The organism is Vibrio penaeicida, assembly GCF_002933855.1.
Classification (GTDB): domain Bacteria; phylum Pseudomonadota; class Gammaproteobacteria; order Enterobacterales; family Vibrionaceae; genus Vibrio; species Vibrio penaeicida_A.
The window spans coordinates 116,619-132,391 of record NZ_BFAQ01000015.1 but is presented as its reverse complement, the minus strand read 5'-3'; the positions used below and the strand labels follow the sequence as shown (position 1 = coordinate 132,391).

The 15,773-nt window shown below is 43.1% G+C and carries 16 protein-coding genes and 1 pseudogene; 9 read left to right on the top strand and 8 right to left on the bottom strand.

Annotated elements, in window-relative coordinates; all coding sequences use genetic code 11:
* Positions 1-96: 96 nt before the first annotated feature.
* Positions 97-567 carry a transcriptional regulator ArgR gene (gene argR / locus VPNCDNU1_RS08835; protein WP_104400074.1) on the bottom strand — a complete coding sequence of 157 codons (471 nt, stop codon included), beginning with the start codon at positions 565-567 and terminating at the stop codon, positions 97-99.
* Between the two features lie 397 nt (positions 568-964).
* Here argR and mdh point away from each other — a divergent pair, with 397 nt between their 5' ends.
* Positions 965-1,900 (top strand): malate dehydrogenase, encoded by a 936-nt coding sequence (gene mdh / locus VPNCDNU1_RS08830; RefSeq protein WP_101113347.1) that lies wholly within the window; start codon positions 965-967, stop codon positions 1,898-1,900.
* Between the two features lie 211 nt (positions 1,901-2,111).
* Here mdh and ispB read toward each other — a convergent pair whose 3' ends face one another.
* A complete protein-coding gene (gene ispB, locus VPNCDNU1_RS08825) occupies positions 2,112-3,083 on the bottom strand; it encodes an octaprenyl diphosphate synthase (protein WP_104400007.1) in 972 nt (323 codons plus the stop codon).
* A 267-nt stretch (positions 3,084-3,350) separates the two neighbouring features.
* Here ispB and rplU point away from each other — a divergent pair, with 267 nt between their 5' ends.
* The 6 genes and pseudogenes from rplU to folA form a co-directional block, all read left to right on the top strand.
* Positions 3,351-3,662: a 50S ribosomal protein L21 gene (rplU, locus tag VPNCDNU1_RS08820; protein WP_101113345.1), complete on the top strand. Its 312-nt coding sequence runs from the start codon at positions 3,351-3,353 to the stop codon at positions 3,660-3,662.
* A gap of 22 nt (positions 3,663-3,684) precedes the next feature.
* Entirely contained in the window at positions 3,685-3,942 is a 258-nt protein-coding gene (gene rpmA / locus VPNCDNU1_RS08815; protein ID WP_101113344.1) for a 50S ribosomal protein L27, read from the top strand.
* 250 nt (positions 3,943-4,192) lie between these two features.
* The gene (gene cgtA, locus VPNCDNU1_RS08810) at positions 4,193-5,359 is read left to right on the top strand and encodes an Obg family GTPase CgtA (protein ID WP_104400006.1); all 1,167 of its coding nucleotides are present in this window, start codon (positions 4,193-4,195) and stop codon (positions 5,357-5,359) included.
* 103 nt (positions 5,360-5,462) lie between these two features.
* The gene (locus tag VPNCDNU1_RS08805) at positions 5,463-6,230 is read left to right on the top strand and encodes a threonine/serine exporter family protein (protein WP_104400073.1); all 768 of its coding nucleotides are present in this window, start codon (positions 5,463-5,465) and stop codon (positions 6,228-6,230) included.
* Positions 6,227-6,691, top strand: a complete 465-nt coding sequence (locus VPNCDNU1_RS08800; protein WP_104400005.1) for a threonine/serine exporter family protein — start codon at positions 6,227-6,229, stop codon at positions 6,689-6,691. Before VPNCDNU1_RS08805 ends, VPNCDNU1_RS08800 begins: the two co-directional genes overlap by 4 nt.
* Before the next feature lie 15 nt (positions 6,692-6,706).
* Positions 6,707-7,195, top strand: a pseudogene (gene folA / locus VPNCDNU1_RS08795) (type 3 dihydrofolate reductase); the annotation flags it as partial.
* Between the two features lie 99 nt (positions 7,196-7,294).
* Here folA and VPNCDNU1_RS08790 read toward each other — a convergent pair.
* From VPNCDNU1_RS08790 to lptD, 6 genes are all read right to left on the bottom strand, one after another.
* Positions 7,295-8,098 (bottom strand): symmetrical bis(5'-nucleosyl)-tetraphosphatase, encoded by an 804-nt coding sequence (locus VPNCDNU1_RS08790; protein WP_104400003.1) that lies wholly within the window; start codon positions 8,096-8,098, stop codon positions 7,295-7,297.
* Between the two features lie 10 nt (positions 8,099-8,108).
* Positions 8,109-8,489, bottom strand: coding sequence for a Co2+/Mg2+ efflux protein ApaG (apaG, locus tag VPNCDNU1_RS08785; protein WP_104400002.1), 381 nt, complete (start codon positions 8,487-8,489; stop codon positions 8,109-8,111).
* Positions 8,490-8,583: 94 nt separating this feature from the next.
* Complete coding sequence (gene rsmA, locus VPNCDNU1_RS08780) at positions 8,584-9,393, bottom strand: 16S rRNA (adenine(1518)-N(6)/adenine(1519)-N(6))-dimethyltransferase RsmA (RefSeq protein ID WP_104400001.1); 810 nt, start codon at positions 9,391-9,393, stop codon at positions 8,584-8,586.
* A complete protein-coding gene (gene pdxA, locus VPNCDNU1_RS08775) occupies positions 9,390-10,379 on the bottom strand; it encodes a 4-hydroxythreonine-4-phosphate dehydrogenase PdxA (RefSeq protein WP_104400000.1) in 990 nt (329 codons plus the stop codon). Before pdxA ends, rsmA begins: the two co-directional genes overlap by 4 nt.
* Entirely contained in the window at positions 10,369-11,679 is a 1,311-nt protein-coding gene (surA, locus tag VPNCDNU1_RS08770; RefSeq protein ID WP_104399999.1) for a peptidylprolyl isomerase SurA, read from the bottom strand. The genes pdxA and surA overlap by 11 nt, the downstream gene beginning before the upstream one ends.
* A gap of 46 nt (positions 11,680-11,725) precedes the next feature.
* Entirely contained in the window at positions 11,726-14,017 is a 2,292-nt protein-coding gene (gene lptD, locus VPNCDNU1_RS08765; protein WP_104399998.1) for an LPS assembly protein LptD, read from the bottom strand.
* Positions 14,018-14,167: 150 nt separating this feature from the next.
* On the opposite strand from lptD, the gene djlA reads away from it, so the two are divergent.
* Together djlA and VPNCDNU1_RS08755 are read left to right on the top strand one after the other, a co-directional pair.
* Positions 14,168-15,034, top strand: coding sequence for a co-chaperone DjlA (gene djlA, locus VPNCDNU1_RS08760; RefSeq protein ID WP_104399997.1), 867 nt, complete (start codon positions 14,168-14,170; stop codon positions 15,032-15,034).
* Positions 15,035-15,210: 176 nt separating this feature from the next.
* Positions 15,211-15,747 carry a DUF924 family protein gene (locus VPNCDNU1_RS08755; RefSeq protein ID WP_104399996.1) on the top strand — a complete coding sequence of 179 codons (537 nt, stop codon included), beginning with the start codon at positions 15,211-15,213 and terminating at the stop codon, positions 15,745-15,747.
* The last annotated feature ends 26 nt before the right edge of the window (positions 15,748-15,773 follow it).

Here is a 15,773-nt window from a genome sequence, read left to right as displayed (position 1 = left end):
AGATATTCGTGATTAGTTTAGTCGCAGATTGCTTTAAATGTGCGATAGATCACAATAGTAATGAAATGAGTTATTTGTCATTTGCACTGGTGTGAATTAGCCATGGTAATCAAATAAATCACAAACGGAGTCATACAGTTCCTTGGTAGGAACGGGGAGAGTCGGTGTAATAAAGATAGTGTCATCACCCGCGACAACACCTAAGATGCCTTCTGATTTACCTAGAGAATCTAATAACCGAGCAATAAGCTGTGCAGCTCCAGGACCTGTATGGATTACAACCAGCGCGTTGTTGTGGTCTATGTCCAATACTAGCTCGCGTAGAGAGCTCGATACGGTAGGAACGCCAAGTTCTGCAGGAAGACAGTACACCATCTCCATTTTAGCGTTTCTTGTACGAACAGCACCAAACTTAGTTAGCATTCGAGATACTTTCGACTGGTTTATGTTTTCAAAACCTTCAGATCTCAGAGCATCGACGATTTCCCCCTGCGAACCAAAGCGTTCTTCTTTTAATAGTGCTTTAAAAGCACGTACAAGGTTGTCTTGTTTTTCTGTATTTCGCATGATTCTCAATTTCATATAGTTAAAACTATTTTTGTTATTTTTGCATAGATAATGCACCTTCACCAACTTCTGCCCAATTTCTGCTACTAAAGTCACTTGTATTCATTCTTTTACTCTTAGATGAAAAGTTCTAATTTCCGGCGCTTTTAGGTGAGATTTATGCCACAAATATTTTGATCAAACTTGTTGTATGCTCTGGGTTTTAAGAGCATTCTCTTACTTCATTTTGTAGCACGAAAAGGTCGATTTGCGCGAAGTCGCAAAGATGTCGTTAATTAATTGTAATAAGAACGTAGTTACTATAGTTTCTTATCTACAATTTAGGTTAGAAAAACCAACTTACAAAGGTTTCATACCTTAACGTGAAGTATTGCTAAATTACCCAAGGAGAATAACCATGAAAGTAGCCGTAATTGGTGCCGCAGGAGGCATTGGCCAAGCACTCGCACTTCTACTAAAGAACCGTCTACCAGCTGGATCTGATCTTGCTCTTTACGACATCGCACCTGTTACTCCGGGTGTAGCGGCAGATTTGAGCCACATCCCAACTCCGGTTTCAATTAAAGGTTATGCAGGCGAAGACCCGACTCCAGCACTAGAAGGTGCAGATGTTGTACTGATTTCTGCAGGTGTTGCACGTAAGCCGGGTATGGATCGTGCTGATCTGTTTAACGTTAACGCAGGTATTGTTAAATCACTAGCTGAAAAGATTGCTGTAGTATGTCCAACAGCCTGTGTTGGTATCATTACAAACCCTGTAAATACTACTGTACCAATCGCTGCTGAAGTACTTAAGAAAGCAGGCGTTTATGACAAGCGCAGACTGTTCGGTGTGACCACATTGGATGTGATCCGTTCTGAAACTTTCGTAGCTGAATTAAAAGATAAAGATCCAGGCGATGTTCGTGTACCTGTTATTGGTGGTCACTCTGGTGTGACTATTCTTCCTCTTCTTTCACAAGTGGAAGGTGTAGAGTTTACCGATGAAGAAATCGATGCTCTAACAAAGCGCATTCAAAATGCTGGTACTGAAGTTGTTGAAGCGAAAGCTGGTGGCGGTAGCGCAACCTTGTCTATGGGACAAGCAGCATGTCGATTCGGTCTATCACTTGTGAAAGCACTTCAAGGTGAAGAAGGCGTAGTTGAGTGTGCATACGTTGATGGCGGCAGTGAGCACGCAGAGTACTTCGCGCAACCAATTAAATTGGGTAAGAATGGCGTAGAAGAAGTCTTGAGCTACGGTGAAATCAGCGCTTACGAGCAAGCTGCACTTGATGGCATGCTAGATACGCTTAAAGGCGACATCAGCATCGGTGTGGACTTCGCTAAGTAAGTTCTCCCAATATCGAGAAATAAAAAACCGACCGTGTGGTCGGTTTTTTTGATCTTGTGGTACTACTTTTTGCTTGTCAACGACAAGCTAGAGACACAGAGTATACTAAGCCTCATATATAGAGGCTATGTATATAGACGAGTAGGGATATAAAGAAGCGAGTAAATAGAGGAAGAATATGACTCCCTCTATTATATGGCTAAACCTTCAGCTACTTACTGCGCTTAACCGCCATGTGAGCCAAAGTTACAAGCGCTTGCTTATATTCTGACTCTGGCAGTACGTTGAGCTCTGCAATGGCTTTATCCGCTTCTTGATGAGCAAGACCCGACGTGTATTCCAAAGAAGCTGTTTCACGCATCGCTTGCATGATGTCATCAAAGCGCTCCATGCCATTCGATTCTTCAATAGCTTCACGAATCATCGCTCTCTGCGCTTCAGTACCATTTTGCATGGCATATAAAAGAGGTAAAGTTGGTTTACCTTCTGCAAGGTCATCCCCAACGTTTTTACCCATATCTTCGCCGTCGGATGTGTAATCCATAACGTCGTCAATAAGCTGGAAAGCTGTACCTAAGTATTTTCCATAGTTCTGCATTGCCTTTTCGACTTCTGGAGAAGCGTCGGTCAAAATCGCTCCAATTTGAGTGGCAGCTTCAAACAAACGTGCTGTTTTTGAATAGATGACCTGCATATAGCTTTCTTCAGTTGTATCTGGGTCATTGCAATTCATCAATTGCTGTACTTCTCCTTCAGCAATAATGTTGACAGCATCGCTCATTAGCTCGAGGATCTCCATAGATCCTAGCTTCGTCATCATCTGAAAAGAGCGCGTATAAATAAAGTCACCCACAAGTACACTGGCTGCATTTCCAAAAGCCGCATTAGCGGTGGCCTTGCCTCGACGCATATCTGATTCATCAACGACGTCGTCGTGTAATAAAGTGGCAGTGTGAATGAATTCAATAAAGGCTGCAGCGGTGGTGTGACTATTACCTTCATAGCCCAATGCACGAGCAGACAATACAGCAAGTAGCGGACGAATACGTTTACCGCCACCACTTACAATATAAAATCCTAGTTGGTTAATTAAACTCACATCAGAGTTAAGTTGAGCAAGGATGGTTTCGTTCACTTTTGCCATATCATCGGCTGTGAGCGCTTGGATAGCTTTAAAATCCATTGTTCTTCCGGCTGAGGTTATACCCTGTAAGGCTTAATGATTTTTATTAATTGCTGAATATTACACTAAAAATCGTTGCGAAATACATTATCTAACGGCATGATTGGCACACTTTTCTTTGGCGATTAGCTTTTCGCCAATTTTTTAAAAATATGGCTTGTCATGGGGATAGCCTTTCTGTAGAATCTGCGCCCTATTGATGATTAGTTTAGCGCACACCCAAATTGCTCACATAGCATAGGCTGTGCGGAAAAAGCGGAGTAAAATATGTACGCTGTTTTCCAATCTGGTGGTAAACAACACCGTGTAAGCGAAGGTCAAACTCTTCGTTTAGAAAAATTAGACGTTGAAACTGGCGCAACTGTTGAGTTCGACAAGGTTCTTCTTGTAGCTAACGGCGAAGAAATCGCTGTTGGTGCTCCTCTTGTAGAGGGCGGCAAGGTAACTGCTGAAGTGGTTAAGCACGGTCGTGGCGATAAAGTTAAAATCGTTAAGTTCCGTCGTCGTAAGCACTCTCGTAAGCAACAAGGCCATCGTCAGTGGTTCACTGAAGTGAAAATCACTGGCATCAACGCTTAATAGATATTAGGAGAGTTTAACAATGGCACACAAAAAAGCTGGCGGTTCTACTCGTAACGGCCGCGATTCAGAAAGCAAACGTCTTGGTGTTAAGCGTTTCGGTGGTGAATCTGTTCTTGCAGGTAACATCATTGTTCGTCAACGTGGTACTAAGTTCCACGCTGGTACTAACGTTGGTATCGGTAAAGACCACACTCTTTTCGCTCTTACTGAAGGTAAAGTGAAATTTGAAGTTAAAGGTCCTAAAAACCGTAAATTCGTTAGCATCGAATCTGAATAAATTTAGTTTTTAGCTGAATTCAAAAGCCCTGCCGATTCGGCGGGGTTTTTTATTTATGACAGAGCCAAAAGCAAGATCCCGTCATTATCTAAATGATAAATATCGAATTCTTTTTTTAGATGATCTTTCTTTTTGTTCCTGAATGCAGACCGATCCTGGATCTCAGGTGATCGATCTTACATCTGGATCTGCTAGAATTTATACCACTTTACTCAGGTGGTATTGCAACGCACAAAATGCGGAGTAAAAAATGAAATTCGTTGATGAAGCGGTAATTAAAGTAGATGCTGGCGACGGCGGTAATGGCGTTGTTAGCTTTTGGCGTGAGAAGTTTGTCGCTAAAGGTGGTCCTGATGGTGGTGACGGTGGTGATGGCGGTGATGTTTATGTCCAAGCGGATGAAAACCTGAATACCCTTATCGACTATCGATTCCAACGCTTTTACAACGCTGATCGTGGCGAAAATGGTCGTGGTGGTAACTGTACTGGTAAACGCGGTAAAGATATCATCCTGAAAGTGCCAGTAGGTACTCGTGCAGTCGATATCCACACGAATGAAGTTGTGGGTGAAGTAGCAGAGCACGGCAAAAAAATCATGGTCGCGAAAGGCGGCTGGCACGGATTAGGTAACACACGCTTTAAATCGTCTGTTAACCGAGCTCCACGTCAGAAAACCATGGGTACAAAAGGCGAAGTTCGTGAATTGCGTCTAGAGCTACTCTTACTTGCTGATGTTGGTATGTTGGGATTACCCAATGCTGGTAAATCTACGTTTATCCGTGCTGTATCAGCAGCTAAACCGAAAGTAGCGGATTATCCTTTTACCACGCTTATACCAAGCTTGGGTGTTGTTAGTGTGGTTCCCGAAAAAAGTTTCGTTGTAGCGGACATTCCTGGATTGATAGAAGGAGCTGCAGATGGCGCTGGTTTGGGGATCCGTTTCCTTAAACACTTAGAGCGCTGTCGAGTATTGCTTCACATGATCGATATTATGCCTGTTGACCAAAGTGACCCGATTCAGAATGCATTAACCATTATCGATGAACTTGAGCAATACAGTGAAAAGGTAGCGCAAAAGCCGCGTTGGTTGGTCTTCAATAAAACGGACTTGATGCCAGAAGAAGATGCCGACGAGATAATTCAAGAGATCTTGGATGCACTTGGCTGGGAAGATCCTTACTTCAAAGTTTCAGCTGTTAATAAGCAAGGTACGAAAGAGCTTTGTTATAAGCTGGCAGACTTCATGGAAAGCCTTCCTCGTGAAGAAGAAGTGGAAGAGGTCGAAGATAAAGTCGACTTCATGTGGGACGATTACCACAAAGACGCAATGAGTGGTAAAAACGTTATCACAGAAGATGAGGATGACGATTGGGACGACGAAGAAGATGACGGTCACGTTATCTACGTTCGAGACTAACCCGTACGTATTCATTTTAAAAATGCCGCAAACTTTGGTTGCGGCATTTTTTATTTGTATAGCAATTGTATAATTTTCTGCTCGTCAATTGAGAGGCATGGTTATGGATAACAATCAGCGAGAAGTCACTCGGCTTATCGCTCAAGCGGCGCAAATGTTGTTGGCTCATGGTGCAGAAAGCACGTTAGTCGGCGATATCACTCGAAGAATAGGGCTTGCAAGCCAAATGGATGAAGTGGAAGTGTCTTTATCTGCGAGTTCATTGGTGGTCACTACGTTAAAATCCGGTAACTGTATCACCACAGCAAGACGCAGCCCCGATCGGGGAATTAACATGAAAGTGGTTACTCAAGTTCAGCGTATCTGCATCTTGATGGAAAAAGGATTACTGGATTGTGAGCTGGCGAAAAATAAGCTCGCAGAGATTAACCCAGAGCGTTACAACCGCTGGTTAGTCGTGTTCATGATAGGTTTATCTTGCGCATCATTCAGTCGGCTAGCAGGAGGAGATTGGAACGTTTTCTTCATGACTTTCTTGGCATCTTCTGTCGGCATGATCGTTAGGCAAGAAATTGGCCATCGACATTTTAATCCATTTCTCAATTTCTCTGTCACGGCTTTTGTTACCACGTTAATTTCAGCACAAGCGGTCACTTTTCAAATAGGTAACGAACCATTTATTGCCATGGCGTCTTCTGTATTGATGTTGGTACCGGGTGTGCCCTTGATCAATGCTGTCGCAGACATGCTCAAAGGGTATGTCAACATGGGGATTGCCCGATTTGTTATGGCAAGTTTGTTGACGTTGGCAACCGCTATGGGAATTATCGGAGCCATGAACATTGTTGGTGTTTGGGGTTGGGTCGGATGAGTCTAATTTTAGCGTTAATTAATGATATGTTCTTCGCCGCTATTCCCGCTGTTGGTTTTGCGTTGGTATTCAATGTCCCTGTTAACGCGCTAAGGTTTTGTGCGATTGGTGGTGCTTTAGGGCATGGTAGCCGATTTTTATTGATGGAATACGGAATTCCTATTGAGTGGGCTTCATTTCTTGCTGCAACGATAGTTGGGTTTATTGGTGTGCGATGGTCACATCGGTTCCTAGCTCATCCAAAAGTATTTACGGTAGCAGCTTTAATTCCTATGGTGCCTGGGGTTTACGCTTTTAAAGCCATGATTGCGTTGGTTGAGTTGAACAGCTTAGGGTATAGCGAAGTTCTATTCGGTGACTTAGTAGAAAATTTCTTGAAAGCGATGTTTATCATTGCTGGGTTAGCCATTGGCTTAGCAATGCCGGGTTTGTTATTCTACCGCCGAAAACCCATTGTTTAGTTGCTTCAAAGGACCCAAATGAAGATTAGTATGATTGCCGCAATGGCTCGTAACCGCATAATTGGTAAAGACAACGATATGCCATGGCATCTACCTGCAGATTTTGCTTGGTTTAAGCGTTGTACGATGGGAAAACCTGTCGTTATGGGGCGAAAAACTTACAAATCTATTGGGCGACCTCTACCTGGTCGTCGAAATATTGTGGTGAGTCGCGATCCGAATTTAGCGATTGAAGGCGTAGAGACAGTCACCAGTATTGAGCAAGCAAAGTCACTGGTAGAGGGTGTTGAAGAGCTGATGATCATCGGTGGTGGTTCAATATACGCAGAGTGCTTACCTATTGCAGACACGCTTTATGTAACACATATAGATGCTGATATAGACGGCGATATTCAGTTCCCTGATTGGGGAGCAGGTTGGAAGCAAACGCATCAAGAATATTTCAGTAAAAATGATAAAAATGCGTACAACCTAGAGTTTGTTATTCTTGAAAGGAATAATTAGGTTATTGAAACAGAGCTCACAGACAGTCGATTTCTTCTAGAGCTCAGTTTTGAAGAAAAGGAAGAAGATTTACTTCTTCCTTAAAAAGGATAGGGTTACCTATACCGCTTTTTGAGTGAACAGTTTTTTATCTTCCCAGCGAATCATCGTCAACTCGCCACCCCAGACACATCCCGTATCTAAACCGATCACCTCTTCTTGAATAACACCTTCCAGAGCAGCCCAATGCCCAAATAGGATGGTTTTTTCGACATCTTTCTTGTTAGGAAGGTCAAACCAAGGCATTAAACGTTCATCGGAAATATCGGATGGAGGAAGCTTACACGCCATATCTAATCTTCCATCGGGGTGCACAAAACGCATTCTTGTAAACGCATTAATAGCGTATCGATAACGTTCAATGCCTTTCAGCTTAGGATTCCATTGGTCTGGCTGGTTATCATACATATTTTCCAGTAACCAAACCCATTTGTCGCTTTGTAGAACAGACTCGACTTTGCGTGCTTCTTTACGCGCCGTTTGTAAGTCCCATTGTGGGGAAATGCCTGCATGACACATAACAAACTCATCATGTTCAGCAATAAGCGGTTGCTCACGAAGCCATGCCATCAGCTCGTCACAATCATCAGCTTCAATAATTGGGGCGGTCTTGTCTTTCTTTTTAAGAGGGCTAATACCGTGATACACCGCTAGCAAATGCAAGTCGTGATTACCCAGAACCACTCTTGTAGCTTTACCTAGATCTTTGGCAAACCTGAGTGTTTCAAGAGAGCTAGGACCTCGAGCCACAAGATCACCTGCAAACCATAATATGTCTTTTTTTCGGTTAAATTGAGCCGATTCCAATAATAGGATCAGTTCTTCAAAACACCCTTGGATGTCACCAACAATATAATTTGCCAATGAATTTTCCTTAATTGAGGATATTGGGTACTGCGAGACGGAATGGGTCGATATCGGCTTTGAACTCACCGCCAGATTGGTCGTGCATCAGGTAGTGACCTTGCATGACACCTATTGGCGTCTCAATTGCGGTACCACTTGTATAAGTGTATTCGTCGCCAGCATCAATAACGGGCTGCTCTCCGACGACACCATCACCTTCTACCACCAATTGCTTCTGGTTGCCGTCCGTAATAAGCCACTTTCTACTCATAAGCTGTACAGACTGCTGGCTGAGGTTTTTGATGGTAATGATATAGGCAAAAACGTATCGATTTTGATCGGGTTGGGATTGTTCAGGCACGTATTTCGTGTGTACCTGACATTTGACACAAGGATGGGATACTTCCATATAAGCGCTCCTTGGATGCAAAAAAGCCTTAAATCCGGTATATGACTTAACTATAACAGACTTAAGGCATTTATCAGCTTTCGAAGTATAGATTCTAGTTAGAGTGGTTAGAATCTAGCCAGTTTGCCATGTCGACAAACTGCTCTAATGTGATATTTTCGGGGCGCATACTCGGGTTTATGCCCAGACTTTCTAACTGCTCAGCCGTTAATAGGCCTTTATAACAGTTTCGAATGGTCTTACGGCGTTGGTTAAAGCCTTCGCGACACACTCTATCTAGCCACTTCAGGCTGGTGGCAGGGTATGGGATTTCTTCGTAAGGCACTAAACGTACGACGGCAGAATCCACTTTAGGTGGCGGAACAAATGCAGTAGGTGGAACTTCCAGTACCGGAACCACTTTGCAATAGTATTGAGCCATCACAGTCAGCCGACCGTAAGCTTTGCTACCTGGTGCAGCTGCTAAGCGATTAACCACTTCTTTTTGCAGCATAAAGTGCATGTCTTGGACGTCTTTATGAAACTCAAATAAGTGGAACATTAACGGCGTAGAAATATTGTAAGGCAGGTTACCAAAAATACGCAGTTTGTTATTAGGCTTAACCAGCTGCGTAAAATCGAAACGCATGGCATCGCCTTCGTGAATTGTCAGTTTCTCGCCTAGTTCTGGGTGATTGCGCAGGCGCTCGGCCAAATCTCGGTCTAGCTCAATAACCGTAAATTTGTCGACTTCTTTACCCACAGGTTCAGTGATGGCACCAAGTCCGGGACCAATTTCAACTAAGTTCTGACCGGGTCTTGGGTTGATCGACGAAACGATTCCATCAATGATATAAGGATCGTTTAAAAAGTTTTGACCAAAACGTTTACGCGCTTTGTGTCCTAAATGGACATCGTTTCTCATTGTTTTTTCTCTACTAATTCGATGGCGTGCGTGAGCGCTGTTTGGAAACTTCCTGTATCCGCCTGACCAGTCCCTGCCAAATCAAGTGCTGTACCATGATCTACTGATGTTCTAATGAACGGTAAACCGAGCGTGATATTAACAGAACGACCGAATCCTTTGTACTTTAATACAGGTAATACTTGGTCGTGATACATCCCGAGTACAGCGTCAGCTTCTTGCAAATACTTTTGATTGAAGATCGTGTCAGCAGGCAGGGGGCCAACTAAGTCGACCCCTTTTTCCTGACGGATCTTGGTAAGGGTAGGAGTGATCGTTTCAATCTCTTCCATACCCAAACAGCCATCTTCACCAGCATGTGGATTCAACCCACATACGTAAATTTTAGGTTCCTTGATGGCGAACTTCTCGACCAGATCCTTGTGTAAAATCTCAATAATTTTTTCTAGACGATCTTCAGTGACAGCCTGAGATACATAAGCCAAAGGAATATGCGTTGTTACCAGAGCAACTCGCAGACCTTCCGTTGCCAGCATCATTACAACCAGTGGCGTATTCGATTTTTCTGCAAAGAACTCTGTATGCCCGCTAAACGGGACGCCGGAACGATTAATGACGCCCTTGTGTACAGGGCCGGTGACAATAGCATCAAACTCATCATTCATACAGCCTTGAGCGGCTCTTTCTAATGTTTTGAGTACATAGTTACCATTGGCTTCGTTGAGCTCACCAGCCACAACTTCTTTAGCGGTAGGCAAATGATCAACAATGAGCGTCCCGCTTTTTTGGGGGCTTGCTACGCTATTGGCATTGTAACCAATGAGCTCAACATCAATATTGAGCTGCTTAGCACGCTGGTTTAACATTTCTTTATCGGCAACGACAATGATTTGGTGATCCCAATTGTGTGCGGAAAGCGCAAGTACGAGATCAGGACCAATTCCCGCGGGTTCACCAGCAGTGACAGCAATTCGTCTAACTGTCATTTTCATCTCCCAGAATTTCTACATAAGCACCGGCACGAATTTCCTGCATCCATGCTCCCACTTCTTCATTGAACTTGCGGTTGAATAGAATTCGGTACGCTTTATTTGTCATTGCTGAATCTGTTCTATCCACTTGGCGTCTTTCTAATACTTCAACAATGTGCCAGCCATGCACAGTTTCAAATGGCTGACTCAATTGACCGACAGGAAGTGATTCAATTTGGTGCTTGAATTCTGGAACGTAGAGATCGGGTGTTTGAAACCCTAGCTCACCATTGCTCACCGCTGAACCAGGGTCAGCACTGTATTGCTGGGCAAGATCGCCAAAGGTTCTTTCTCCAGCTTCAATCTGGCGTCTGAATTCATTCAGTTCGCGTTTTGCGCCATCATCACTCAATATGACGGATGTTTTGATCAGAATGTGACGAGCATTGACCTCCGTCACTGCAACGGTTTCCAAGCCTTTTACATCTTCAAGCTTAATAATGTGGAAACCTACACCACTTCGGAAAGGACCAATAACCGCACCGTTACCCTGTGTGGTTATTTGGTCTGCAAAGATGGTTGGCATTTCTTCTTTTCTTAGCCATCCCCAGTCACCACCTTGAAGAGCTTTTGGACCTTTTGAGAAGGTATACGCCATGGTTTTGAAGTTTTCACCATCATTGATTTTCGAAACAAGTAAGTTGGCTTGATCTTCGACTTCTTGTTTTGTTTGAGAATCATTAAATCGCAGTTGAATATGGTTCACTTTGTATTGAACCGTTGCATTGCTCTCTTTGGCTAAAATTTCAGCCAAACCTTCAACTTCGGCAGGAAGAATATTAATTCGGCGACGCACCTGAGCATTTCGTGCTTCAGATGCCGCAATTTCATTACGTACCTGTTCACGAAACTCAGCGTAGCTCAAACCTTCACTCGCCAATACCTTACGTAATTGAGGAATGGTTTTTCCTTGGTTCGATGCAATTTCTTTAATCGCACTTTCAAGGCGATTATCATCGATTCGGACACCCAATTTTTCCGCTTGCTGCGTTTGTATGGTGTCTAAAATCAATTTTTCTAAGACTTGTTCTTTTAGTATGTCTTCTGCTGGTAATGATTGATTGGCAGATCGTGCATTAGCTCGGATTGTTTTCATTGCCGAGTCAATGTCACTTTTTAATATGACACCTTCGTTAACGATCACTTCGACTTTATCAAGCTCTACCGGTTGGGCGAAAGCTTCAAATGAACCAAGCGCTCCTAGTGAACCAAAAGAAACAGTGAGGCTTAGTAGCGTTTTATTCCAGATTTTCATTTATGTTTCCATGTACATCAGGAAGGGTGTTCCTGAAATAATTCAATTAGTTGTTTAGGTAAAATGGGCGTCCATAGCCTAGCGCGTTGCCAGTGGAGCTTAATGATGGAGCTCCCACAGAAGTACCGAAGCCGAATATGCCAAAGTTTACCGCAAAGTTGTCGTCATATACTGGGGTAGCATTGGGATCTGTTACAAAATTACCATTCCATCCTCTCAACTGATTGCTGTAGGAAAAGCTGATGTACCAGCAATCCGAGCGATAGCTGAGGTTTGCAAGCCACTCAAGGTTTTGTTTCACCGTTGCGTCGTAGAAATACTGCGCGTTTAAGTGCCATTTGGGGGTTATTTGATAAGCTGCCAGTAAGCCAGCCTGAGATATACCTGTTTTTGTGATATTGGATACATCTAATCCATCTACAGCACTTTCAATATACTCTTTCGTCACATAGCGATAGTTTGATTGAACATACCCACCGTTAAAGCGATATTCAAGAGCACTATTAGCTAACTGAATCGCACTGGATTCGATGTCATATTGAACGCCACCGTGGTAGAACAAGTAGTCGTTAAAATTAAAATCTGTTTCAACCGCCCAAGCGGAATAATTAGATGCATTTTCACCAGATGATATCGGTTCTAAAAAGTAGATCTGTCCGAATGAAACATTCAATCGTTCTTTATAATCGCTGTCATAAAAGCGTGTTGTTGCTCCATAACTGAACTGGTTCGCTTTTTGTATACGGTCTACACCACTGTGCTTTCTGCTTCGGAATAATCCGTAGTAATCAGTTTGAAGGAGAGTGGTATCATAGAGACCTATACCGTCTTGTTCGACTTCTGGTATGTACAAATACTGAACCTGAGGCTCTAGCGTTTGTATATAGTTGCCCGCGTCTCTTTCAAGGTTTAGAATGCCGTGGAGCCTAAATTCAGGTAACGTTCTTGATATCTGTTCCTTTAATACAGGATCACTTGAACTGTCAATTTCCTGTTGGTAGTAAGTGGCCAGCATCCGAGCTTCACCCGTAAGAGAACCCCAAGGTCTGGAGAATGGGATAACGACTCCAGGCTCTACATGAACTCTAGTTGCCGACGGTTTTGCACTATCTTCAGTAACAAAGCGGCTTAGGTGACTTGTAAGATCAAAGTTGACTCCACTATAAAAGTCAGGTGAATAGTAATTAAATTTTAGCTGGGGAAGCATTTGGTAAGGTTGAGTGGCATTCTCATCCAAAATTTGAAAATCTTTGACTGCTAAAGTCAAATCCCAATCTTTAGTACGGTATGCCGCACTACCAGTTTGAATCAACTGACCATCTTCGCGATTACCAATACCTGATTTGAAGTCTCTAAAATAATTTACGTCACTAACCAGTGAATAGTCGATGTCTAGTTTCCAATTGTATAGAACAATTCCACTATGAGAGTAATTTAACCCCCAACGAGAACCTAATTCTTCGTTTTTCTTATCGCTAGCTATATACTCAGTTCTCAAGTTACCGGAACCATAAGTTGTTAGATAACGAAAGTTAGCATCAAGTTGAAGCCCCCGTCTTTCCATGTAGTTAAATCGGGTCAGAAGATCATAATTTGGTGCAATGTTCCAATAAACAGGTATGTTTACACTTAAACCATCATTGGTATCCAGAGATACTCGCGGAAACAACAAACCTGATTTTCTCTTATCCCCCACAGGCATGCTCATATAAGGCATGTAGAAAACAGGGACATCTAATATTTCAAAACGTGTGTTGTAAAAGTATGCTTGTTCTTCGTCTTGATCTAACTCTATAGAGGAAGCTTTCACACGCCATGAGCTATCTCCTTCAGGGCAGGCAGTCAAAGTGCCGTCTTCCATTTCGTATATAGCTTGCCCTGTTTTTAACACTCTTGTCGCTTCTCCTCTCCCCGCTTCACACAAGAAATTGTATTGCGTGTTCTCCATTGTGACCAATTCGTCATCAATGTTAGACGTGACTAAATCAGACTGAGATTTAATTTGACCATCACTAAAACGGACGTTGCCTTCAGCTTTTAATGTATTTTCTGTTGGGTTGTGGGTGACAGAATCGGCCTGCATCTGGCGATGACCCTGTGTAATCACTACATCACCTTCATAGACAGCACTTTTTTCGGCTTGTGCAGTCACACTATCGGCTTCAACGAAAACGGGTTGCTCGCTGACGTCGGTTGCGCCCACTTCAGGAACGTAACATTGGTCAATAGTGGGCATTTCCTGCACACTGTTATCTTTGAGAGTATCGGCTTGAGTCGAAGGCACTGAAAGTGCAGCTGTTATTGATGCTGCCAAAAATGTGCGGGAAGAAAAAGACATCGAGTTGAGCTATCCTGTGAAACCTAATCCATTCGGTAATATTGTCGGATACCGAATACAAATATCGTCCTTTATCATAAAGGAATTTATATTAACCGACACTATAAGACCGCTTTACTTAGTAAAAATTCATAGATTGAGAGCACAATAATGCAGATTTTCGGCAAAATCCTAGGTTTTTTCTTCGGATTCCTGTTTGGCAATATTCCGGGGGCGCTTCTTGGGCTTTTTTTGGGGCATCAGTTTGATAAAGCCAGAAACCGCCAATCAAATGGTTTTCGAGCATCGGGCGGACCTAAAGGCTTTGGGGGACCTTCTCAGGCAGAGAAACAGGCAGAGTTCTTCAAAAGTGCTTTTGCCGTTATGGGACATGTTGCGAAAGCAAAAGGACAAGTGACCAAAGAAGAAATCCAACTGGCTTCTGCCATGATGGAACGTATGAGCTTACACGGTGAACAGCGAACAGCTGCACAAGAAGCCTTTCGCTCCGGTAAATCATCAGATTTTCCATTAGAAGAAACACTTGCCAGTGTTCGAGTCGCAACAGGTGGACGCTTTGATCTGCTACAGTTCTTTTTGGAACTGCAAATTTCTGCTGCTTTTGCTGACGGAGATTTGCACCCAAGTGAACGCAGTGTATTACACATCATTGCTAAAGGGCTTGGCTTCTCATCTGAACAACTTGAGCAAAGGCTACAAATGCAAGAAGCGGCTTTTCGATTTCAGCAAGGCGGCTTTGGCGGAGGACACTCTGGTCACCAGCACAATGGTTCATCCGGTCAATGGCAAGCATCGTCGGCAAGCCAGTTACCCGATGCATACAAAGTACTTGGAATAGCAGAAAGTGCGGATTCGAAAGCGGTGAAACGAGCTTATCGAAAATTAATGAATGAACATCATCCAGACAAATTGGTTGCGAAAGGTTTGCCACCGGAAATGATGCAGGTGGCAAAAGAGAAGGCTCAGGAAATCCAGTCGGCTTACGATCTTATAAAGAAAGAGAAAGGGTTTAAATAGCTAACTATCTAAATAGTTGGGTGTTTAGATAACCAAGGTTTAAAAGCAGAGGGAGCGTCAAGGGCTAAGATTTTGATAGCCAAGGTTTGATAGTTAACAATAGCTAGCTCTTCTATTCAGCTCACTCACAAAATGGCGATGTGAGCGTTTGCTTTAAGTGATATTAAGGAGAAGATATGTATCAGGATGTACTCGATTTTTGGTTTGAAGAACTTAGCCCTAAAGATTGGTTTACGGGTGGAGAAGAACTGGATTCTTTGATCTGTGAACGCTTTGGGTCAGTGCATGCAATGGCAGCTCAGAGTGAGTTAAGTGAATGGCGAAGTAGTGCTCAAGGAAGGCTAGCAGAAGTCATTGTACTTGATCAGTTTTCTCGTAATATTCACAGAGGTACACCCAACGCTTTTGCTTGTGATTCACTTGCTTTGGCGCTCGCTCAAGAGACCATTCAACAAGATCTAGACAAGTTACTTTCTCAAACGGAGAGAACTTTCTTGTATATGCCTTTCATGCACAGTGAATCGTTAAAAATTCACGAGAAAGCTGTCGAGCTATTCAAGGAAAATGGTGTTGAAAATACATTGGAATATGAATACAAGCACAAAGTGATTATTGAGCGATTCGGTCGATACCCTCATCGTAATGAGATATTGAATCGGGTATCAACGGAGGAAGAGATTGAATTTCTAACTCAACCGGGGTCGAGTTTCTGAATGCCCTCTTTCTGAGTACGAAGCTG